This window comes from Croceicoccus pelagius, assembly GCF_001661915.1.
Taxonomy (GTDB): domain Bacteria; phylum Pseudomonadota; class Alphaproteobacteria; order Sphingomonadales; family Sphingomonadaceae; genus Croceicoccus; species Croceicoccus pelagius.
Window position 1 is genome coordinate 245653 of record NZ_LYWY01000032.1, and the last position, 21070, is coordinate 266722.

Annotated in this window: 20 protein-coding genes and 1 tRNA gene; 7 read left to right on the forward strand and 14 right to left on the reverse strand. The window is 63.2% G+C overall.

What is annotated here, in order from left to right; all coding sequences use genetic code 11:
• Positions 1-82: 82 nt before the first annotated feature.
• The 4 genes from secF to A9D15_RS06775 form a co-directional block, all read right to left on the reverse strand.
• Positions 83-1066: a protein translocase subunit SecF gene (gene secF / locus A9D15_RS06760; RefSeq protein ID WP_066763293.1), complete on the reverse strand. Its 984-nt coding sequence runs from the start codon at positions 1064-1066 to the stop codon at positions 83-85.
• Between the two features lie 10 nt (positions 1067-1076).
• Positions 1077-2675: a protein translocase subunit SecD gene (gene secD / locus A9D15_RS06765; protein ID WP_066763299.1), complete on the reverse strand. Its 1599-nt coding sequence runs from the start codon at positions 2673-2675 to the stop codon at positions 1077-1079.
• 10 nt (positions 2676-2685) lie between these two features.
• Positions 2686-3018: a preprotein translocase subunit YajC gene (gene yajC, locus A9D15_RS06770; RefSeq protein WP_066763300.1), complete on the reverse strand. Its 333-nt coding sequence runs from the start codon at positions 3016-3018 to the stop codon at positions 2686-2688.
• Positions 3019-3288: 270 nt separating this feature from the next.
• Positions 3289-3365, reverse strand: a tRNA-Pro gene (locus A9D15_RS06775).
• 237 nt (positions 3366-3602) lie between these two features.
• On the opposite strand from A9D15_RS06775, the gene A9D15_RS06780 reads away from it, so the two are divergent.
• Together A9D15_RS06780 and A9D15_RS06785 are read left to right on the forward strand one after the other, a co-directional pair.
• Positions 3603-5120 carry a DUF4139 domain-containing protein gene (locus A9D15_RS06780; RefSeq protein WP_373283481.1) on the forward strand — a complete coding sequence of 506 codons (1518 nt, stop codon included), beginning with the start codon at positions 3603-3605 and terminating at the stop codon, positions 5118-5120.
• Positions 5121-5131: 11 nt separating this feature from the next.
• Positions 5132-6748 (forward strand): DUF4139 domain-containing protein, encoded by a 1617-nt coding sequence (locus A9D15_RS06785; RefSeq protein ID WP_156521680.1) that lies wholly within the window; start codon positions 5132-5134, stop codon positions 6746-6748.
• Here A9D15_RS06785 and A9D15_RS06790 read toward each other — a convergent pair whose 3' ends face one another.
• On the reverse strand, positions 6749-7210 hold the full coding sequence (locus A9D15_RS06790) for an Lrp/AsnC family transcriptional regulator (protein ID WP_066763308.1): 462 nt from the start codon (positions 7208-7210) through the stop codon (positions 6749-6751). It abuts the gene before it with no gap.
• Positions 7211-7317: 107 nt separating this feature from the next.
• Here A9D15_RS06790 and phhA point away from each other — a divergent pair, with 107 nt between their 5' ends.
• From phhA to A9D15_RS06810, 4 genes are all read left to right on the forward strand, one after another.
• Positions 7318-8187: a phenylalanine 4-monooxygenase gene (phhA, locus tag A9D15_RS06795; protein ID WP_066763313.1), complete on the forward strand. Its 870-nt coding sequence runs from the start codon at positions 7318-7320 to the stop codon at positions 8185-8187.
• The gene (gene hppD, locus A9D15_RS06800) at positions 8184-9293 is read left to right on the forward strand and encodes a 4-hydroxyphenylpyruvate dioxygenase (protein ID WP_066763315.1); all 1110 of its coding nucleotides are present in this window, start codon (positions 8184-8186) and stop codon (positions 9291-9293) included. Before phhA ends, hppD begins: the two co-directional genes overlap by 4 nt.
• A 150-nt stretch (positions 9294-9443) precedes the next feature.
• Positions 9444-10319, forward strand: coding sequence for a mechanosensitive ion channel family protein (locus A9D15_RS06805; protein ID WP_308419911.1), 876 nt, complete (start codon positions 9444-9446; stop codon positions 10317-10319).
• A gap of 63 nt (positions 10320-10382) precedes the next feature.
• Positions 10383-11540 (forward strand): iron-containing alcohol dehydrogenase, encoded by a 1158-nt coding sequence (locus A9D15_RS06810; RefSeq protein WP_066763317.1) that lies wholly within the window; start codon positions 10383-10385, stop codon positions 11538-11540.
• Positions 11541-11549: 9 nt separating this feature from the next.
• On the opposite strand, the gene A9D15_RS16230 is transcribed toward A9D15_RS06810, so the two are convergent.
• The 9 genes from A9D15_RS16230 to A9D15_RS06850 form a co-directional block, all read right to left on the reverse strand.
• Positions 11550-11696, reverse strand: coding sequence for a DUF2474 domain-containing protein (locus A9D15_RS16230; RefSeq protein ID WP_082924308.1), 147 nt, complete (start codon positions 11694-11696; stop codon positions 11550-11552).
• Positions 11683-12678, reverse strand: coding sequence for a cytochrome d ubiquinol oxidase subunit II (cydB, locus tag A9D15_RS06815; RefSeq protein ID WP_066763319.1), 996 nt, complete (start codon positions 12676-12678; stop codon positions 11683-11685). Before cydB ends, A9D15_RS16230 begins: the two co-directional genes overlap by 14 nt.
• Positions 12678-14174, reverse strand: a complete 1497-nt coding sequence (locus A9D15_RS06820; protein ID WP_066763321.1) for a cytochrome ubiquinol oxidase subunit I — start codon at positions 14172-14174, stop codon at positions 12678-12680. Before A9D15_RS06820 ends, cydB begins: the two co-directional genes overlap by 1 nt.
• A 98-nt stretch (positions 14175-14272) precedes the next feature.
• Positions 14273-15283 carry an ABC transporter ATP-binding protein gene (locus tag A9D15_RS06825; protein ID WP_066763322.1) on the reverse strand — a complete coding sequence of 337 codons (1011 nt, stop codon included), beginning with the start codon at positions 15281-15283 and terminating at the stop codon, positions 14273-14275.
• 4 nt (positions 15284-15287) lie between these two features.
• Entirely contained in the window at positions 15288-16121 is an 834-nt protein-coding gene (locus A9D15_RS06830) for a carbohydrate ABC transporter permease (RefSeq protein ID WP_082924309.1), read from the reverse strand.
• Positions 16118-17041, reverse strand: a complete 924-nt coding sequence (locus A9D15_RS06835) for a carbohydrate ABC transporter permease (protein WP_066763323.1) — start codon at positions 17039-17041, stop codon at positions 16118-16120. Before A9D15_RS06835 ends, A9D15_RS06830 begins: the two co-directional genes overlap by 4 nt.
• On the reverse strand, positions 17038-18333 hold the full coding sequence (locus A9D15_RS06840) for an ABC transporter substrate-binding protein (RefSeq protein ID WP_066763325.1): 1296 nt from the start codon (positions 18331-18333) through the stop codon (positions 17038-17040). The genes A9D15_RS06835 and A9D15_RS06840 overlap by 4 nt, the downstream gene beginning before the upstream one ends.
• A gap of 2 nt (positions 18334-18335) precedes the next feature.
• Positions 18336-19862, reverse strand: coding sequence for a glucosylglycerol-phosphate synthase (ggpS, locus tag A9D15_RS06845; protein ID WP_066763327.1), 1527 nt, complete (start codon positions 19860-19862; stop codon positions 18336-18338).
• Between the two features lie 22 nt (positions 19863-19884).
• Positions 19885-20655: an HAD-IIB family hydrolase gene (locus tag A9D15_RS06850; RefSeq protein WP_216634379.1), complete on the reverse strand. Its 771-nt coding sequence runs from the start codon at positions 20653-20655 to the stop codon at positions 19885-19887.
• Between the two features lie 14 nt (positions 20656-20669).
• Between A9D15_RS06850 and A9D15_RS16490 the strand changes: the two genes are divergently transcribed.
• Positions 20670-21020: a hypothetical protein gene (locus A9D15_RS16490; RefSeq protein ID WP_156521681.1), complete on the forward strand. Its 351-nt coding sequence runs from the start codon at positions 20670-20672 to the stop codon at positions 21018-21020.
• The last annotated feature ends 50 nt before the right edge of the window (positions 21021-21070 follow it).

Genomic DNA, 21070 nt, shown 5'->3' on the forward strand with positions numbered 1-21070 from the left:
CTTTCCCATTGGAAGCCGAGACTAGCACACAATCCGCGAATGCCGGAAATCGTCCCGCCGCAAGGGCGGAGCGGACCGCCGGTCAGACTTCGCCGCGGGCGATCTTTTCCTGCTTGTCGGTCGCGCTTTCACGCGGGACGAAGCTGTCCGACGTGACCTTGAGCCAGATCAGGATCGGAGCCGCCATGTAGATCGACGAATACGTACCGACGAAAATGCCGAACGCGATCGCGGCAGCAAAACCGAAGGTCGTTGCCGGGCCGACGAACATCAGCGCGACCAGCACCATCAACGTCGTCAACGACGTCATGATCGTGCGCGGAAGCGTCTCGTTCACCGACAGGTCGAGAAGCTCTTCCATCGGCATCTTGCGATACTTCTTCAGGTTTTCGCGGACACGGTCGTAGACGACGATCGTGTCGTTCAGCGAATAGCCGATGATCGCAAGGATGGCGGCGACGATGTTGAGGTCGAACTCCATCTGCGTCAGCGCGAAAAGGCCGAGCGTCAGCGAAACGTCGTGGACCAGCGCGAACAGGGCACCCACGCCGAACTGCCATTCGAAGCGGACCCAGATGTAGATGGCAATCGCGACCATCGCGGCCAACAGCGCGAGCATGCCGGTTTCGAAAAGTTCGCTCGACACCTTGCCCGACACCGAATCGACGCCGTCGATACGCACGCCGGGGTGCTTCGCTTCCATTTCGCCGACGATGGCGTTGGTCATCCGGTCGGCGAGGTCCTTGACCTGCGCCGCGTCCTGCCCTTCAGGCAGGCGCATGCGGATCGATACCTCGTTCGGCTGGCCGAAACGCTGGATGATTGGCGCGCCATAGCCCAGCCCCGCGATATCGTCGCGAAGGTCGGCAACGGGTGCCTCGGTGCTTTCAACGAAAGTCGCGCGGATCATCTGGCCGCCGACGAAGTCGACGCCGAGGTTGAGTCCGTTGGTCAGCACCGCACCCCAGCTAGCCGCCATCAGGATCAGCGAGACGATGTAGAACGGCAGACGCCAGCGAAGGAACTTTATGTTCGTGTCGTCGGGGACGAGTTTCAGAAGTCTCATGCGTCCCTCCTCAGATGTTCAGGTCGCTGGGGCGGTGCTTGCGCAGGTAACCTGCCACCCACATGCGGGTCATCGTCACGGCGGTGAAGACCGAAGTCACGATACCGATGATGAGAACGATGGCGAAGCCGCGGATCGGGCCGGAGCCGAACAGGAACAGCAGCACGCCGGCGATCACGTTGGTCACGTTGGCGTCGATGATCGCGCGCTGTGCCTCGCGGTAACCCACTTCGACAGCCTGCACGACGCGGCGTCCGCGCCGTCGTTCCTCGCGGATGCGTTCGTTGATCAGCACGTTGGCGTCGACCGCGGTACCGATGGTAAGAACGAAACCGGCGATGCCCGGCAGGGTGAGCGTGGTCCCCAGCGCCGCCATGATGCCGAGGATGATCAGCACGTTGAGAAGGATCGCGGCATTCGCATAAAGGCCGAAGCGGCCATAGCTTGCGAACATGAAGGCGAGCACGGCCGCGCCGCCGATGATCAGCGCGAGCACGCCCTTGCGGATCGAGTCGGCACCAAGGTCAGGCCCGACGGTGCGTTCTTCCACGACCTGAAGGTCGATCGGCAAGGCGCCCGAACGCAGCGAGATGGCAAGCGCATTGGCGCTATCCACCGAAAACCCGCCCGAAATCTGGGCCGAGCCGCCGAGGATCGGTTCGTTGATGTTCGGCGCGGACAGCACTTCGCCGTCGAGGATGATGGCAAAGGGCTTGCCTACGTTGGCCGTCGTCAGCGCGGCGAACTTGCGGCCACCTTCCTGGTTGAAGGTGATGTTGACGACGGGCGTGCCGTTCTGGTCGTAGCCTTGCTGCGCGTTGGTGAGCTGATCGCCCTGAATCCCGCCAAGGCGGCGCACGGCGATCGCGCCCTGCTGGCTGGCGTCGGGGGCGAAGGGCAGGATCTGGCTGCCCGGAGGTACGATGCCCTGCGCGATGTCGGTCGGTAGCGCGGTCTGGTCGACGAGCTTGAATTCGAGCTTCGCGGTCTGGCCCAGAAGCGCCTTCAGCGCCTGCGGATCGTCGAGGCCTGGAACCTGTACGACGATGCGTTCGTCGCCCTGACGGATGATCGTGGGTTCGCGCGTGCCCAGTTCGTCGATGCGGCGGCGCACGACGTCAGTCGCGGTGTCCATCGCGTTTTCTACGGCCTGGTTCAGACCGACTTCGGTAGGCTCGAAAATGAAGCGCTGCCCGTCAACCACGCTGATGGTCCAGTCGCGCTGGCCGGTCAGGCCCACGCCCTCGGTCATCGGCAGCAACACTTCGCGGGCCGCGTCGACCTGGCTTTCATCCTCGACCATGAACGACAGGCGACCGTTCGCAGTGGAGATGTCGCCGATGGCAATGGCGGGATCGGCATCGCGCAGGGCGCGGCGCACTTCCTCTTCCATCGCCTCGATGCGGAGCGAACGAACCTGCGCGGTGTCGGCTTCCAGCAGGATGTGGCTGCCGCCGGCAAGGTCGAGGCCGAGGTTGATTTCGGGGTCGGGAAGCTGGGACGGCCAGCGTTCACCCGCCAGCATCGTCAGCGACGGCAGGGCCAGGAACACGCCGACGAGCGTGAGGCCCCACAGCCAGATGCGTTTCCAGCGCGGAAAATCAAGCATGCGTGTTATCTCAGTCGTTTGCCGGTGCCGAGCTGCCCGGCGGAATCACGTCGCCGATGGTCGAACGCACCGCCTTGACCTTGACGTTCTGGCCAAGGTCGATGTCGACGTAGTTGTCGTCCAGCTTGATGATCTTGCCGACGAGACCACCTGCGGTGACCACGCGATCGCCCTTCTGCAGGCCGGCGATCTTCGCCTGGTGTTCCTTGTGGCGGCGCATCTGCGGGCGGAACACGAGGAACCAGAAGATGACGCCCATCGCGAGAAGCGGCAGGATCTGCACCCATCCGGGAGGACCCCCGGCAGGGGCGGCGGCGGCAAGTACAAGCATGGAGCTGGACATGGAGGGCCTTCGTCTTGTTGTGACGGCTTCAATAGGATCGATCGGCCGCCAGACAAGAGCACGAGCTCAAGGGCAACCGGTCAAGCCCGCGCGCCTAGCAGCATTGCCATGGGGTGGCAATGGAGGGGCGCAGGCTGCACACGGGCACGCCGCAAGACAACGGGGCCCGCGGGGCTACGTATCTATCGATGTGTAGGAATAAGCTCGTCGCTTACGCTCGTTAGTTTTCGGCCAAGATCATCCCACCAAATGATCTTGCGTCACAAAAACTGGTCGGGACGAGAGGATTCGAACCTCCGACCCCCACACCCCCAGTGTGATGCGCTACCAGGCTGCGCTACGTCCCGACCGGAGCGCGCCCTATAGGCCCGCCTTTTTGGCGATGCAACCCGTTGTTGTGCCCTTCGATGCACAGGCGCGATGTTTGCCGTCTCTACGCCCCGGCGCGTCCGGAAAGCATCGCCGGAAACACCCGTATGCGCGGGTTTCAACGTCGCCCTGTTCAGCAAAGAGCCATCTGAAAGTTCACACTTTTGCAGCCGAACCGTGCGATACCGGCGTCGAATAGTGGGGAGACGAGTTCCGTGGCAAAGGGTTTCAACGTGCGTTCGGCGGTCTTCGCCCTCGCCGGATCGGCGCTGATCGTGGCACCGGCCGCAGGGCAGAGCGACCCGACGGGCAAGAGCGAGCAGGGCGACGTTGCTGTCACCATCTACAACAGCGGACAGGCGCTGGTTCAGGACGTGCGCCAGATTTCGATCCCCCAGGGCCGCACGCGGATCGAGTTTCCCGACGTATCGAGCCGCATCCGGGCAGAGACGCTGTCTTTCGATGCCGCAGGCACGACGATCGTCGAACAGAACTTCGACTATGACCTGTTGACCCCCGGAAAGCTGATGGAAAAGGCGGTGGGCGAGACGATCACTCTTGTACGCACGAACCCCGCCACCGGCGCGGAAACGCGCGAGCGGGCCAAGGTTCTCTCGGTCGCGGGCGGCGTAGTGGTCCAGATCGGCAACCGCATCGAGGTGCTGCGCGACGACGGCCTGCCGGTGCGCGCCGTCTTCGACAAAGTGCCCGACAACTTGCGCGCACGGCCCACGCTTTCGGTGACGGTCGATTCGACGCGCGGCGGCACGCGGCCCGTTTCGCTGCGCTACCTGACGCCGGGGCTCGGCTGGTCGGCCGACTACGTCGCGCTTTACGACGAGGTGAAGGGCACGGTCGATATGCAGGGTTGGGTCACGCTGACCAACCAGACCGGCACGACGTTCGAGGCGGCGAAGACCATGTTGGTCGCGGGCAACGTCCAGACGCAGAACAACAACCGCTATGGCCGCCCCTCCCCGCCGCCTCCGCCGCGCGGCAGCATCGATTCGATGGGCACCGAGAGCGCGGACCGCGAGCGGCTGGGCGATTTCTATCTCTATCCGCTCGATGAACGCACAACGATCGCCAACGCGCAGACGAAGCAGGTCAGCTTCCTCGACGTGACTGCCGTTCCCGCGTCCAAGGTCTATACCCGCACCATCGGCTGGTTGCAGAGCGACAACGAGCCGCAAAAAGCGGCGAGCGAGATCGCGTTCTCGTCCTCGCGCAATGGCGGGCTGGGCGATGCGCTTCCGGCTGGAACGGTGCGCTTCTACCAGCGCGATGCGCGCGGCACGCCACAGTTCATCGGCGAGAATTCGGTCGGCCACACCCCGATGGGCAGCCGCCTGTCGCTCAGCACCGGCGATGCCTTCGACGTCTCTGTCGAGGCGACAGTCATGGCCCGCACGAAGATCGCATCCGAGGAATACGAACGCTCCTCCCGCTACCGCGTGATCGAGGACGGCCGCGTGCGTCAGGTGCAGATCGACCGCGCGAAAGACTTCTACCGCACGACGATGCGCTATCGCGTCACCAATGCGCGACCCGTGCCGGTTAACGTAGAGGTCACGCAGGCCGGGCTCGACCGCGGGTACTGGAGCAACGACTTCCGCGTCGTGTCGGAAAACCTGAAGGGTGAGCAGGACGGGCTCGACCGCCGCAAGTGGACCGTACCGGTGCCCGCCAACGGCGACTATGAACTGACCGTCGTTTACGAAACCCGCTATTGAAGGGCGGCCCCGTGCGGCATGTCCCCCTGATCCTTGCGGCAAGCGCGCTGGCCCTGCCCGCGCAGGCCGAGGCGCGCACGGTGGTAGAGGCCTCGGCGCCCGAAAGCCTTGCCGTCACCGTCTATCGCGATCCGGACCGCGACCGGCCCATGCGGCTCAACTGGCTGAACGGTTTTGCGCTCATTTCCGAAACGCGCACCGTCACCCTGCCGCCGGGTGAAAGCCGGATCCGCTTCGACGGAGTGGCCGAAAGCATGGTCGCGGTCAGCGCCATCGTCACAGGCCTTCCGGGCGGGACGATCGAGAAGAACCGCAACGCCGACATCCTCTCTCCGGCTGCGCTGGTAAACGGCACGCTGGGCAACCGCGTCACGATCACGCGCACCAATCCCGCGACCGGCGCCGAAACCAGCGAGCGCGCCATCGTGCATACACGCGCCGATGGCGGCCTCGTGCTGCAGACAGACGCCGGATACGAAGCGGTGCGATGCGCCGGCATCCCCGAACGGCTGACTTTCGACGAAGTGCCCAATGGGCTGTCGCCCAACCCCGTCTATAGTGTCGATACGCGCAGCGAGAGCGGCGGGACTTATACCGTCACGCTGAACTACCTTGCCTCGGGCTTCGACTGGAGCGCGCATTACGTCGCGACATTCGCAAAGGCGGGACAGGAGCGGGAGCGCCGCTTGAAACTCACTGCCTGGCTGACGCTGGCGAACGGCAACGGGCAGAGCTTTCCCGATGCGGAGCTGATGGCCGTTGCGGGCAAGCTTGAGATCAGGAGCGATTACCGCGATTTGGGCACGCCGCCACGCGGAGAACCGCTGCGCCTCACCTGTTTCCCGATCGGCAGCACTTCGACCGGAACGAACTATCCGCCGCCCCCTCCGCCACCTCCGCCGCCTCCCTCACCGGTGACGATGAGCGATGCCATCGTCGTGACCGGCAGCCGCGTCATGGCACAGGAAATGGCTTTCGCGCCTGCCGCCGTGATGAAGGCGACCGAGGAAGCCTTGGGCGACCTCAAGCTCTACCGCGTGCCCATGCCTGTCACCGTGGCCGCAAACGCGCAGAAGCAGGTCGCTTTCCTGACGCTGGACGCGGTCGAGGGAAAGCTGATCCATCGCGCATCGTGCATGCCGCATATGCCGGGTAACGAGATGGTCGCCGATGTCGTGCTGCGGAGCACGAATGAGGACGAGTTTGGCCTTGGCCGCGCGCTTCCCGCAGGCGGCGTGACCGTGTTCGAGCCGAGCGCCTATGGCCCGCTGCTGATCGCGGAAGACAAGATGGAAGACCGCGCCGTGGGGCAGGAAGTGGAGATCGCCATTGCGCCGTCGTCGCAAGTGAAAGTCGCATGCGAGGCAGGACGCGGCTTCGTGCTTGGCGAGACCGACGTGCATGACGGCAAGTGGCACGAACTCGCCGCCAGCATCACGAACGACAGCACGGAGACGGTCGAGGCCGAGATCGCCATCGGCAACCCCGCGCAGTGGGAAGTACGCAAGCCCTCTCGCAAGACCGCGATGCAGAACGGGCTGCGAGTGATCCGCGTGACCGTGCAGGCGGGTGAGACGCGCGAGCTGCGCTGGCAGGTCCGTAATCCGGCGCAGGCGAAGGCGCGGTAGCTACTCCACCGGCAGCGCGGGCGAAGTCTTCACGTTTTCCAGCACGAGGATAGATTTTACGTCGCGCACGCCGGGGATGCGGACCAGCGTTTTCAGCGTGATTTCCGACATGTGTTCCATGTCCCGCGCGGTCACGTGCAGCAGGTAGTCCATCTCTCCGGTCACCGCATGACACGCGATGACATAGGGGTTGTCCTGTATCGCCCCTTCGAACCGGTCGATGATCTCGTCGCTGTGCGCCTGAAGGTTGATCATGATGTAGGCGTCGAGCGGGAAGCCCAGCTTGCGCGCGTCGAGCCGTGGGGAATAACCGGTGATGACCCCGTCATCCTCCAGCTTTTTCAGCCGTCTGCTGACCGGTGTGGCCGAGAGCGAGACCCGTTCGGCAATCTGCGCCACGGTCATGCGCGCATCTTCCTGAAGCGCGGCGATGATACGGCGATCGAATCGGTCGAGGGGCATGAAATCACTCATATTAAGGTTGTTTGCGCGATAAATCGGCGTGCTGGTCCGCTACCTTGCACGGATTAGCACACAAATCACCTGCTGTTGATGGTACTGTGCATTCGATGGAGAAGCCTGGAACAGCAAAAAGCGAGAGTGAACTGCGCGGCGATTATTCGCAGGCGGGGCGCGACTATACCGTCGCGCAGAACTGGGATGCCTATTCGCCTGAGGAGCACGACCGCTGGCGCCGCCTTTACGAGCGGCAGAGCAAGCTCGCCGAGCTTTACGCAGCACCCCAGTTCCTCGACGGGCTGAAACGGCTGGACTGTTCCTACGGCATCCCGCGCTTCGAATATGCGAACATGGTGCTGACCGAAGCGACCGGCTGGCAGCTTGTCGCCGTCCCCGGCTTCATCCCGGACGAGATATTTTTCGACCACCTCGCCGCGCGCCAGTTCCCAGTCACCCGCTGGATCCGCGAAGAGCACGAGCTGGATTACCTGGTCGAGCCGGACATTTTCCACGATTTCTTCGGCCACGTGCCGATGCTGCTCGACCCCAGCGTTGCCGACTTCCTCGAAGCTTATGGCAAGGCAGGCCGCCGCGCGATGGAAATGGGCGCGCTCGACATGCTGGCGCGCATCTACTGGTACACGATCGAATTCGGCCTGATCGACAGCAGGAAGGGGCTGAAAGCCTTTGGCGCGGGCATCGTGTCGAGCGCGGGTGAGACCGTTTATTCGGTCACCGATCCCGACGTCCTGCGCCTGCCGTTCGACCCGGAACGCATCATGAAAACCGCGTACCGGATCGACGATTTCCAGATCAACTACTTCGTCCTCGATTCGATGGAGCAGCTTTTGCAACGGCTCGTCGAACTGGACTTCGGACCCATCTACGAAACCTGGCGCGACAGCGACCCGATCCCGGCAGGAACCCTGCTGGACGGTGAGACGCCGTGGCGCGGAAAGCTTGCGGAGAAAGCATCATGACCGACCTGTTCGAAAATCCCATCGGCCTCGACGGGTTCGAATTCGTGGAATTCTCCGCACCGGAAAAGGGCGTCCTGGAGCCTGTGTTCGAGGCCATGGGCTTCACCCGCGTGGCGCGCCACCGTTCGAAGGATGTGGAGCTTTGGCGGCAGGGCGACATCAACCTCGTCACCAATTACGAACCGGGCAGCGCGGCATGGTTCTTCAGCCGCGAACACGGCCCCTCGGCCTGCGGCATGGGCTTTCGCGTCAAGGACGCCGCCAAGGCTTATGCCGAACTGCTGACACGCGGGGCAGAGCCGGTCGAGACCAACACCGGCCCGATGGAACTGCATATCCCCGCGATCCGCGGCATCGGCAACGCCATCATCTACCTGACCGACCGCTACGATGATGGTGACGGCAGCCTCTCGATCTACGACATCGATTTCGAATACCTGCCCGGCGTTGCCAGGCGCCCCGAAGGCGCAGGCCTCGACCGGATCGACCACCTGACGCACAACGTCTATGGCGGGCGCATGGCCTATTGGGCCGACTATTACGAGACGCTGTTCAACTTCCGCGAAATCCGTTTCTTCGACATCAAGGGCGAATATACCGGCCTTACCAGCAAGGCGCTGACCGCGCCCGATGGCAAGATCCGCATCCCGCTGAACGAAGAAGGCAAGTCCGGCGGCGGCCAGATCGAGGAATTCCTGCGCGCCTACAACGGCGAAGGCATCCAGCACATTGCCTTCATCTGCGACGATCTTCTGGGCACTTGGGACAAGCTGAAAGAAAGCGGCGTCCCCTTCATGACTGCGCCGCCCGAAACCTATTACGAGATGCTGGAAGAGCGTCTGCCCGGCCACGGCGAACCTGTTGGCGAGTTGAAGACGCGCGGCATCCTTCTCGACGGTACGACCGAAGGGGGCACGCCCCGCCTCCTGCTCCAGATATTTGCCGAGGCACAGATCGGGCCGGTCTTCTTCGAATTCATCCAGCGCCGCGGTGATGAAGGTTTCGGCGAAGGCAACTTCAAGGCGTTGTTCGAAAGCATGGAGCGTGACCAGGTACGCCGCGGCGCCCTTAAGGTTGATGAGAAGAAGGTCGACGAAAAGGCCTGATTTCCCGCTTGCCGGGGCGCCGCGCGTCCCCGGCTGGCACCGCCCGAAGCGGCATTTTCACCCTTACGTACGGTTTGACCGCCAAGGGGCGGAACCCCTAGGCGTGCGATCGATTTGGGGAAGACACCGAAAGCTGGAGAAGTCGTGCAAGTGCTGGATATCGTCGAGATTCTGAAGACCGAACTGCTGGGAATGGGCGAGGGCCTGATCGCCTTGCTTCCCAAAATGGCCATCGCCCTCGCCGTCATATTCGTCACCTGGCTCCTCGCCCGTTTCGCCACCAACATCGCCGACCGCCTGACCGGCAAGACATCGATGCGCGAGAGCCTGAAGGCCTTGGTCGAAACGATGGTCAAGCTGACGATCTGGCTCGCAGGCCTGCTCATCGCCCTGACCATCATTCTGCCTGGCATGTCGGCAGGCGGACTCATCGCTGGGCTGGGCGTCGGCACCGTCGCAATCGGTTTCGCCTTTCAGGACATTTTCGAAAACTTTCTTGCCGGCGTGCTCATCATGCTGCGCGACAAGATGCAGATCGGCGACGCGGTCGAGGTCGAAGGCATCCTGGGCAAGGTCGAACACATCACCTTGCGCGAAACGCATATCCGCCAGTTCACCGGCGAACTGACGGTCTGCCCCAATTCGATGCTGTTCAAGAACCCGGTCAAGATCCTGACCGAACAGCCGATCCGCCGTTGGGAAATCACGGTGGGCGTGTCCTACGACACCGATCTCGATCACGCGACCGAGGTGATCAAGAAGTCTCTGGAAGGTCTGGAAGACGTGCCCGACGATAAGCCGATCGACGTCTATGTCTCGAACTTCGGCGGCAGTTCTGTCGATTTCATGATCCGCTGGTGGTGCGGTGCGATGCCGCGCGACATGTTCGCCATCCGCGACGATATCTTCAAGCGCGTCAAGGCAGGGCTGGAAGCCGCGGATATCGAAATTCCGTTCCCCTACATCACACATACCTTCAAGGAACCGGTGCCCTTCTTGCCTGCGCCGGAAACGAAGCGGGACTGATCATTCGGCGCATTGTCGCGCTCCCGCCCGCCGGTCTATGATCGTGGGCGGGAGAAAACGAACATGCACGATATCAACCTGCCGCGCCGCGTCCGTATCGGCGGCGGAGCGCTCTGCGAGACCGGTTCGCTGATGCAGGCCGCCGGACTGTCGAAGGCACTGATCGTCACTGACGCGTTCCTTGCTGGCAGCGGACTGGTCGAAAAGCTGCAGGGTATCCTGCGCAAGTCGGGCTGCAGCAGCGCGGTCTTTGCCGATACCGTGCCCGATCCGACGGTCGCGGTGGTGGAAGCGGCGCTGGACGTCGTGCGGGCAGGCGATTTCGACTGCGTCATCGGGTTCGGCGGGGGCAGCCCGATCGATACCTCGAAGGCGATTGCCGCGCTGGCGCTCGATCCGCGGCCCATTCCCTCGCTCAAGGTGCCCGCTGTCACCGACACCCCCGGCCTTCCCGTGATCGCCATCCCGACGACAGCGGGCACGGGATCGGAAGCGACCCGCGTCACGATCATCACTGACGAGGCGACGGACGAAAAGATGCTCTGCGCAGGGCTGGCGTTCCTGCCGATGCTGGCGGTGATCGACTACGAGCTTACGCTGACCAAGCCGCGCCGCCTTACCGCCGATACCGGCATCGATTCCCTGACCCACGCGATAGAGGCCTATGTCTCGAAGAAGGCCAATGCCTTTTCCGATGCCATGGCGATCTCGGCAATGAAACTGATCGCGCCGAACCTGCGCACGGCCTGCGACGATCCGTCGAACCGCGCAGCGCGCGAGGCGATGATGCTGGGCGCGCACCATGGCGGTCTGGCATTCTCCAACGCCTCTGTCGCGCTGGTCCACGGGATGAGCCGCCCGATCGGCGCCTTCTTCCACGTGCCGCACGGGCTTTCGAACGCGATGCTGCTTCCCGTCGTCACACGCTATTCGGTGCCGGCCGCCACGGCCCGCTATGCCGACTGCGCCCGCGCCATGGGCGTTGCCTCCGACAGCGATGCCGACCAGCTGGCGACCGCGCGGCTGGTGGAGGAGCTGGAGCGGCTGAATGCCGATCTCGATGTGCCCGGCCCCGGCGCCTACGGCATCGCGAAGGAGCGTTGGGACGAATTGCTCCCCGTCATGAGCGAACAGGCCATCGCCTCGGGCTCGCCCGCGAACAATCCGATGCCGGCGGACGCGGACGCCATCGTGGAGCTATACCGGCAGGCTTGGTCCTGAGATTGGGAGCTAGGGCGCGATCCAGAGCCTGAGCACATAGGCCACCGCGCCCAGCGCTGCGACGCTTCCCGCCCAGATCAGCGCGAGCCAGCCCAGCCGCTGCCAAAGCGGTTTCGCGTCGCCCGCAGCGCCGGGGGTGCGATCAGTGGTACCCATCGGCCCCCACCTTCCCTCGAAACACCCAATAAGCCCAAGCGGTATAGCCGATGATCAGCGGCATCGTCAGCGCAACGCCCACCAGCATGAAGATCTGGCTGCGTTCTGGTGCGGCGGCATCCCAGATCGTCATGTCGGGCGGCACGACGTCGGGGTACATCGTCAGCCCCAGCCCCGCCATGCCGAGCAGGAACAGCAGCAGGCTGAGCAAAAACGGCGCGACTTCGCGGCGCTTTATCAGCGCGCGCCAGAGGAACAGGCCCGCGATGGCAGTCGCAATCGGGATCGGCCAGGTGAACAGGATTTCCGGCGTCGTCAGCCAGCGATCCGCATATTCGGGCCGCAGCGTCAGATTGTAGAGCGACACCGCCGCCATCAGTGCACCGGTTGCCAGCATCGCCTTGAACGCCAGTTTATAGGCATGGTCCTGCGCCGGTCCTTCCAGCTTCCAGATCAGCCAGGTCGACCCCAGCAGCGCATAACCCGCCGTCGTGCCAAGACCGGTCATAAGCGTATAGGGCGTCAGCCAGTCGAACCAAGATCCGGCATAGGCGCGGTTTGCGACTTCGATCCCCTGTAGCATCGCGCCAAGGATCATGCCCTGCGCCATCGATGCGACAAGCGAACCGCCGGTGAACGCCGCGTCCCAGAACGGGCGGTGCGCCGGATCGCGCCAGCGGAATTCAAACGCCACCCCGCGAAAGACGAGGCCGAGCAGCATGGCGATGACGAGCGGATAAGTCGCCGGCAGCAGCACGGCATAGGCCAGCGGAAACGCGGCGAACAGACCGCCGCCGCCCAGCACCAGCCACGTTTCGTTGCCGTCCCACACCGGCGCGATGGTGTTCATCGCCTGATCGCGCTCCGGCCCGACCTTGAATGTCGGGAACAGCACGCCGATGCCAAGGTCGAACCCGTCCATGACGACATAGGCGAAGACGGCGAAGGCGATGATGCCTGCCCAAAGGATCGTGAGGTCCATCAGCGTTCTCCCCCTTCAGGCGTGCGGGCATCCTTGGATCCTTCTGGCGGATCCTCGTCTGTCGGATCGCTGTCGGGCAGCAGCTCGGCATGGCCGGGGTTCTGCGTCGGCCCCGGCGTGATGCCGGCGGTGCGGATCGGGCCTTTCATGCCGCGCTTCACGCCCTTTTCAAGCGGCTGCGGCGCCTTCTTCATCAGGTGCAGCATGTACCACGCGCCCATGCCGAAGACCGCGAAATAGATGACCACGAAAGCCAGCAGGGAAGCGGCCACCGCAGGCGCGTCCAACGGGCTGGCGCTGTCCGCCGTGCGCAACAGACCGTAGACGGTGAACGGCTGGCGGCCCACTTCGGTCGTGAACCAGCCCGCGATAACCGCGACGAAGCCCGACGGCCCCATCAGAACCGCCGCGCGGTGCAACAAGGGCCAGTCGTAGAGTTTTCTCCGGAACCGCGCGAGCAGGCTCCACATGCCAAGGCCCAGCATTGCGAACCCGATGCCGACCATGATCCGAAACGCCCAGAAGACGACACCGACGGGGGGCTGGTCTTCCTTGGGAATCGTGTCGAGCCCTGCCAGCGGCGCGTTCGGATCGTGCTTCAGGATCAGCGAGGATGCCTTGGGAATCTCGATAGCGTACTTGACCTCGCCCGCCTCGCTGTCGGGAATGCCGAACAGGATCAGCGGCGCGCCGTCGGGATGGCTTTCGTAATGCCCTTCCATCGCCATGACCTTGGCGGGCTGATGCTCCAGCGTGTTGAGGCCATGCATGTCACCGGCAAAGATCTGCACCGGCGCGACGAGGGCGGCCATCCACATCGCCATCGAGAACATCAGCCTCGCGTGCGCGTTCGCGCGGTCCTTCAGCAAGTGCCATGCCCCCACGCCGCCCACGGCCAGCGCTGTCGTCAGGTAGGCCGCGATCACAGTGTGGACCAGGCGATAGGGGAAACTGGGATTGAAGACGATCGCCCACCAGGAATCGCCGGGAAGGAACTGGCCGTTCGCGCCGATTTCGTAGCCCGTCGGCGTCTGCATCCAGCTGTTCACCGACAGGATCCAAAATGCGGAAATGAACGTGCCCAGCGCCACCATGCAGGTCGCGGCGAAGTGGATCTTCTTGCCCACCTTTTCCATCCCGAACAGCATGACGCCAAGGAAACCTGCCTCGAGGAAGAAAGCGGTCAGCACTTCGTAGGCCATCAGCGGGCCGATAACCGGCCCCGCCTTGTCTGAGAACACCGCCCAGTTCGTGCCGAATTGATAAGACATGACGATGCCCGACACGACGCCCATGGCGAAGGCGACGGCGAAAATCTTCAGCCAGTATTTAAACAGGTCGAGGTAGAGCGATTTGCCCGTTTTCAGCCACAGGCCTTCCAGGACCATGAGATAGCTGGCGAGCCCGATCGAGAAGGCCGGGAAGATGAAGTGGAAGCTGACCGTAAACGCGAACTGGGCACGCGCCAGGAACAGGGCATCAAGGCTGTCGAACATGTCTTCTCCTTGAGGCGCGTCCTTACCGCCCTGTCAGTTGCATTTAAAGCGCACAGAATACCGTCGCAGTTGCGCGAAATGCATTTCAGCCAGCGCCGTCAGATACGCGCGCCCTTCGCGTCGAAGCGGTGGACCGCGGTTTCGTCGAACGCGACCGAAACCACCTGCCCGATATTCGGATCGTCGAGGGAACGGTCCCTCACCGCGATGATGTCGCCGGTGTTCAGCTTCACGTGCAGGATGCGCGTTTCGCCCAGTTCCTCGACTTCCTCGATCGTGCCGGAAAGCCCGCTTTCGGCCCCAGCCGCCCCGGCAACGCGCATGTCCTCGGGCCTGATGCCGACGCTTTCCGCGCCGCCCGCATCGCCGACCACCGAAGGCGACACGAAGTTCATCGTGGGCGAGCCAAGGAAGGCCGCGACATATTTCGTCGCAGGCTGGTGATAGAGCACGGACGGAGGGCCGACCTGTTCGATGCGCCCGCCGTTCAGGATCACCATCCGGTCGGCAAGGCTCATGGCCTCCACCTGGTCGTGCGTCACGTAGATCATCGTGGCGGCCAGTTTGCGGTGAAGCTCCTTGATCTCGATCCGGGTGCGCGTGCGCAGCGCGGCGTCCAGGTTGGAGAGCGGCTCGTCGAACAGGAACACTTGCGGTTCGCGCACGATGGCCCGCGCAATGGCGACCCGCTGGCGCTGGCCGCCCGACAATTGCCCCGGCTTGCGGTCCAGCAGTGCCTCGATCTCCAGCATCGTGGCGACGCGGGTGACGGCTTCTTCTATCGCGGCCTTGCCCGTCTTTTTCAGCTTGAGGCCGAAGGCGATGTTCTCGCGCACCGTCATGTGCGGGTAGAGCGCGTAGGACTGGAACACCATCGACACGCCGCGCTCCGACGGCGGGGCGTCGGTCACGTCGCTATCGCCGATGAAGACGCGGCCTTCGCTGGGTTGTTCCAGCCCCGCGATCATGCGCAGCAGCGTCGACTTGCCCGATCCCGAAGCGCCCACGAAGACGACGAATTCGCCGCTTTGTATGTCGAGGTCGACACCGCGGATCACTTGCGTAGAACCGAAACGCTTGGCTATGCCTTCAAGGCGGACGCAAGACATCCTCTTATCCCTTCACTGCGCCGGCGGTGAGCCCGGCGACGAGTTTCTTCTGGAAGAACAGCACCAGCACGATCAGCGGCACGGTGACGATGACGGACGCGGCCATGATGTTGCCCCACGGCAGTTCGTACTGACTGGCCCCGCTGATCAGCGCGATGGCGACCGGCACGGTTCGCTGTTCGTTGGTGAGCGTGAACGAAAGCGCGAAAAGAAACTCGTTCCACGCCGCGATGAAGGCGAGCAGGCCCGTCGTCACCAGTGCGGGTGCGAGCAGCGGCAGGAACACCTTGGTCACGATCGTCCAAGATGACGCTCCGTCCATGATCGCGGCTTCCTCGATCTCCACCGGCAGGTCGCGCACGAAGCTCGTCAGCACCCAGACCGTGAAGGGCAGCGTGAAGATCATGTAGCTGAACACGAGCGAGAGGAGGTTGTTGTAGAGGCCGAACAATCGCACGATCTCGAACAGGCCCGAAAGCACCGCCACTTGCGGAAACATCGAGACGCCGAGGATAGTGTAAAGCAGCAGGCGGCGTCCTTTGAACTTCGCCCGCCCGAAAGCGTAAGACGCAAACGTCGCCAGCCCCAGCGACAGGACGACGACGGAGAACGCGACGATCAGCGAGTTGAGGATGTTCTTCGCAAACGGCTGGTCCGTCATCACCGCTTCGTAGTTCGCGAACGTCGGGTTTGCGGGCCACAGCGATGCCTCGAAGATCGCGGACCCTTCGCGGAAGGACGAGACCACCGCGTAGTAGAAAGGGAACAGCAGGAACAGCGCGACCACGATCCAGAGCGCGATCAGCCCGCCGGTCTTCAAGGCAGCTTTGCCCTTCATGCAGCCTTCTCCCGCCCAAGCGGTTTGAGCGTCATGATGTAGATGACGGTGATGAGCGCGATGATGAGGAACAGCCCCGTCGACGCCGCTGAACCGTACCCGACGTCCTGAAACGAGACGAGCGCCTGCCGCGCGAAGACGGACAGGGTCATCGTCTCCTCGCTCGACCCTGTCATGACGTAGACGAGGTCGAACATCCGCATCGCATCCAGCAGCCGGAAAATCACCGCAACGACGAGCGCGGGCTTGATCAGCGGCAGGGTCACCTTGAAGAAGACCTTCACCGGATGGATGCCGTCGACCTTTGCGGCCTCGTAGATTTCCTTCGGCAGCGTCTGCAGCGCGGCCAGCACCAGCAGCGCGACGAAAGGCGTCGTCTTCCACACGTCGACCATTATGATCGACACCATCGCAAGGCTGGATCCGCCAAGCCACGCGACCGGCCCGTCGATGAAGCCGGCACCTTCCAGCATCGCGTTGACTACGCCGAACTGGTCATTGAGCATCCATTGCCAGATCTTGGCCGACACCACCGTCGGGATCGCCCACGGCACCAGCATCGCCGCGCGCATCAGGCCCCTTCCCGGAAGCGCGGCATTGACGATCAGCGCGACGATCACGCCCAAGACGAGTTCGAGGCTGACCGAAACAGCGGCAAAGACCAGCGTGTTCCACAGCGCGCGAAGCCACTGCGGGTCGGTGAATATGCCGTACCAGCGCCCGTCTGCATGGACGATGAAGTTGTCGAACCAGATGAAATCGTAAGTCGTCAGGTCGACCAGCGTCGCGTTGGTCATGGAAAACCAGATCGTGCGCGCCAGCGGCCATGCCGCGACGAGCGCGAGAACGATCAGCATCGGGGCGACGAAGATCCATGCCGACCGCGCCCGCGCCTTGTCGATGGCGGAACGCGCGGTCATTCGCCCACCTCCTTTTCGGCCCAACGGGCGCGGAAGGCGATGCGCGCGATTTCCTCCTCGAGGTTTTCCAGTGCGCGCCGGCCCGTCTCATCGCCTTGCAGCACGTCGTAGCTTGCCCGCCAGATCGCGTCGGAAACCTGGTTGTAGCGCGCACCTGCGGGACGGGCCGGACGGGCAACGGCGTTCTCGAAAGCAGGGTAGAGCGTGCCGAAGAACGGGTTCGCTTCCAGCACCTCGGCATCCTGATACAGTGAAATGATCGTCGGGTTATACGCGCCCAAAATAGCGCGGCGCTTCTGTTCCTTTGCGCTGGTGAGATAGCGCACGAGGTCTTTCGCCGCCTCGGGATGTTCCGAATAGCGCGACACGGCAAGCTGCCAGCCGCCCAGCGTCGCCGCGCTTTCACCGCCCGGCCCCGCGGGCAGGGCGACCACGCCGACCTTGCCGCGGATCGGGCTGCTGTCCGCCTGCGCCAGCGCCCATGCATAGGGCCAGTTGCGCATGAAGACGGCGTTGCCGGTCTGAAACACCCCGCGCGAGGTTTCTTCGTCGTAGTTCAGCACGCCGCGCGGCGAGATCGTGCCGACCCACTTCGCAGCGCGGTCCAGCGCAGCGGCGGCACGCGGGTTGTCGGCGGTATAAGTCCGGTCGGGCGCGAGGAACGATCCGCCGCCGTGGGACGACACCCATTCCAGCGCATTGCAAGTCAGGCTCTCGCTCGCCTTGGCCTGGAAGACATAGCCCCACATGCGGCGATTACCCGCCTCGCGCTCGGCCTTCTGTATCGCGGCGGCGATGCGGGTCAGGTCGTCCCACGTCTCCGGCGGGGCATAGCCGTATTTCGTCAGCAGGTCCTTGCGGTAATAGAGCACGCCCGCATCGGTGAACCACGGCACCGCGACGAACCTGCCGCCTACGCGATTGTTGGCGACAAGCGCGGGGAACATCGTGCGTTGCGCGATCTCTCCCATCTCCGACAGGTCGGCGAGATGCGTCTGCAGCATTCCGGCCCAGACGACGTCGATCTGCAGTACGTCGATATCAGACGACTGCGAGGAGAGGAGCTGGACATAGAGCTGAAAACGGTCGCCCGACGAATTGGGCGTGTTGACGATCTCTACCGTGTTGCCGGTTTCGCGCGCCCATTGCTGCGCAGCTTCGCGGCACAGTTCGAGCTCGATCCCCAGCGCGCCGCAGGCGATCGACACGTGCGCGCCGCCGCGCTGCGCCTGTGCGGGGCCCAGCGCGAAAAGCGCCACCATCGCGATGAAAAGGACGCGCAGGCGCGCCATCGTCAGACCGCGGCTTCTACCGTCTTGGGCTTGTCTTTCGTGCCGTCGAACCCGACCCGTTCGAACGAGGCGAACAGGCTGTCGATCCAGTGGACGATGTCATAGGTCTCCACGTCGGCGCGCATGCGTTTCATGCGGCCCTTTGCCTCGGTGTCGTCCATCGCCAGCGCCTCGTCCAGCGCGCGGTCAAGGTCGCGGTGCCCGTAGGGGTTGGTGTAGATCGCCTCTGGCAGTTCGACCGCGCAGCCGGCAAATTCGGACAGGATCAGCTTGCCCGCCTCACCGTTTTTGGCCGCGACGAATTCCTTGGCGACAAGGTTCAGGCCATCGCGTAGCGGGGTCGTCACGCACATGTCGGCGGCCTTGTAATAGCTCATCAGCCGGTCGAACGGGATGGCGTTGGAATAGAGCACGATGGGCGTCCAGCCGAGGTTTGAATAGAGCCCGTTTACCCGCCCGACGAGCTGCTCGATATCCCTCTGGGTCTCGTCATAGATCGCCATGCCGCTTGCCGCGCGGACGGAAACGCAGAGCATCTTGATCTTGCCGCGAAGGTCCGGCCGGCGATCGATCAGGCGTTCGAAGCCTTTCAAAGCCTCGATCGTGCCCTTGGTGTAATCGGTGCGCCCGACGGTAACGATCAGTTTGCGCCCGTCGAGACGGCCGAGGATGCGGTCCTCGAGGTCCGAGGTGTCCTGCTTGGCCAAAATGTCGTCGATAAGGTGAACGTCCGCACCCACGGGCGAGATGTCGATCGCAATCTCGCGGTCGCCCAGCTTCAGCGTGCGCGGCATCTGCGGTTCGGACAGCGCCTGCCCCGGCACGTTGAGATGCTGCGGCGTCGTCACGACTTCGCTGATTTCCGCCCCCGTCAGCCCGCGGGCGACGTCAGTGAAGTTCTTGGCATAGCGCGGGATGTGGAAGCCCACGAGATCGCAGTCGAGCAGCGAGCCCAAAATTTCCGCACGCCACGGCAACACGTTGAACACGTCCTGCGACGGGAACGGCGTGTGGTGGTAAAACGCAATCTTCACGTCGGGCCGGATCTGGCGCAGGTAATGCGGCACCAGCCACAGGTTGTAATCGTGGATCCAGACCAGCGCACCGTCGTCCGCCTGCTCGGCAGCGGCCTCGGCGAAAAGGCGGTTCACTTCGTGGAACGTGCGCCAGTCGACGTTGTCATAGCTGAACAGCCAGGGAAAGCTGTGCAGCACCGGCCAGAACGCTTCCTTCGATGTCACGTGATAGAAGCTCGACGACTGCTGCTTCGTCAGAGGCAGGCGGCGGACGTGGAAGCCGCCGTTTTCGTCGTCGATATGGATCACGCGTTCGAAATCGGGATCGCCTTCTTCGTGTTCCTTCCACGCGACCCATGCGCCGCGACCCGGTTCCAGCCGCTTGAAGAATGCCTTCAGCGTCGGGACGATGCCATTGGGGCTCTTGTTCGCGCGGAAGACGGTTTTCCCGTTTTCCTCAACCTCTTCATAGGGCTGGCGGTGATAGACGATGACGAGTGACGATTTCTGCATGACGATGTCCGCTCCGTGTCTCTTATCGTTCGGTCAGGTCGAAGTGGTGAATGGCCTCCAGCACCCCGGCGCAGCCGTGCCCTGTCGCACGGTAGATATGCGGCGCCCTGGGCAGCGCGGCGAGCAGGCGATCTTCCGAATTGCCGACCGCGACCGCGTTCAATCCGCAGTCCAGCATCGACAGGTCGTTCATGGTGTCGCCCGCGGCCAGCACCTTGCGTTCCGGCAAGGCCAGCGCATCGACCATGCGGCGTAGCGTCGGTCCCTTGGCAATGCCTTTGGGCAAAACGTCGAGATAGAGGTCCGCACTGGTGATGCAGTCGAAGCCCGCTTCCTCGATCTTGCGCACGGTCGATTGCAGCAGTTCTCCCGGTTTGTAGTAATAACTGACGCGGTGGCGAAACTCGGTCGGCTGAAGTTCTATGCCGGGTTCGTCCTTCAGCATCTCCATGACGCGTTCGTTGGCATTGTCCCACTTGGCCACGATCTCCGCCTCAAGCTCGTGCACCGGCGAGAAGTCGGCGGCCACGTCGTAAACAGATGTACCGACATCGCCGACGATGTAGCGCGGGGTCGGCATCCCCGGAGTTGCAATCAGTTCACGGATGAAGTCGCGGTCGCGGCCCGTCACGAAAACAAGCAGCACGTCGTCGCGCACCTCGATCGCTTCGTAAAGGATGCGGCGCTCCTCCTCGCTGCCGCCAAGGAACGTGCCGTCGAGGTCCGTGGCAAGAACAAGGCCATAGCCTTGCGCGTTCAATGCGGGGGAATTGCGGTCTGCAAGCGTCGTCAAGGTGATGCCTCCGGGTGATTTGGCCGAACGTCGAGGGTCGCGCCGATGCGTCGGGTTGCGGCGCGGCCATCAAGAACCGCAACGGGCACCCCGGAGTATCCATCCGAAGAATGAAGTCTGTTTTGCGAACTTTTCTGCAGTTTTTCTATCAACAGTCTTCCATTGCGTCGTTATACGGGATCGACGAAATAAAGCCGGAAACTGTGAAAACAGATATTTTGATTATTAGTTTGGTTTTGTTTCACAGGCGTTTTGCAATTGGCTTTACTGCCATTTTATTACAAACACCCTCTGCCCCAGTAGAATTATTTCTTATCCCGATTGCGCTTGAATATCAAGGTGCGCGCCCCAAAACTTCATGCTAGCCTTGTGTCCGGCCGGGAGAGAATGGCCGCACAAGGCGCAAACCTAACGG

Coding starts and splice junctions, on each gene's coding strand:
- A9D15_RS06820 (WP_066763321.1), bottom strand. CDS start 14,174: ATGTTCGACAGCCTTGATGCCCTGTTCCTGGCGCGTGCCCAGTTCGCG.
- A9D15_RS06830 (WP_082924309.1), bottom strand. CDS start 16,121: ATGAAGGGCAAAGCTGCCTTGAAGACCGGCGGGCTGATCGCGCTCTGG.
- secD (WP_066763299.1), bottom strand. CDS start 2,675: ATGCTTGATTTTCCGCGCTGGAAACGCATCTGGCTGTGGGGCCTCACG.
- secF (WP_066763293.1), bottom strand. CDS start 1,066: ATGAGACTTCTGAAACTCGTCCCCGACGACACGAACATAAAGTTCCTT.
- A9D15_RS06835 (WP_066763323.1), bottom strand. CDS start 17,041: ATGACCGCGCGTTCCGCCATCGACAAGGCGCGGGCGCGGTCGGCATGG.
- A9D15_RS06825 (WP_066763322.1), bottom strand. CDS start 15,283: ATGTCTTGCGTCCGCCTTGAAGGCATAGCCAAGCGTTTCGGTTCTACG.
- hppD (WP_066763315.1), top strand. CDS start 8,184: ATGACCGACCTGTTCGAAAATCCCATCGGCCTCGACGGGTTCGAATTC.
- phhA (WP_066763313.1), top strand. CDS start 7,318: ATGGAGAAGCCTGGAACAGCAAAAAGCGAGAGTGAACTGCGCGGCGAT.
- A9D15_RS06810 (WP_066763317.1), top strand. CDS start 10,383: ATGCACGATATCAACCTGCCGCGCCGCGTCCGTATCGGCGGCGGAGCG.
- A9D15_RS06790 (WP_066763308.1), bottom strand. CDS start 7,210: ATGCCCCTCGACCGATTCGATCGCCGTATCATCGCCGCGCTTCAGGAA.
- A9D15_RS16230 (WP_082924308.1), bottom strand. CDS start 11,696: ATGGGTACCACTGATCGCACCCCCGGCGCTGCGGGCGACGCGAAACCG.
- A9D15_RS06840 (WP_066763325.1), bottom strand. CDS start 18,333: ATGGCGCGCCTGCGCGTCCTTTTCATCGCGATGGTGGCGCTTTTCGCG.
- ggpS (WP_066763327.1), bottom strand. CDS start 19,862: ATGCAGAAATCGTCACTCGTCATCGTCTATCACCGCCAGCCCTATGAA.
- cydB (WP_066763319.1), bottom strand. CDS start 12,678: ATGGACCTCACGATCCTTTGGGCAGGCATCATCGCCTTCGCCGTCTTC.
- yajC (WP_066763300.1), bottom strand. CDS start 3,018: ATGTCCAGCTCCATGCTTGTACTTGCCGCCGCCGCCCCTGCCGGGGGT.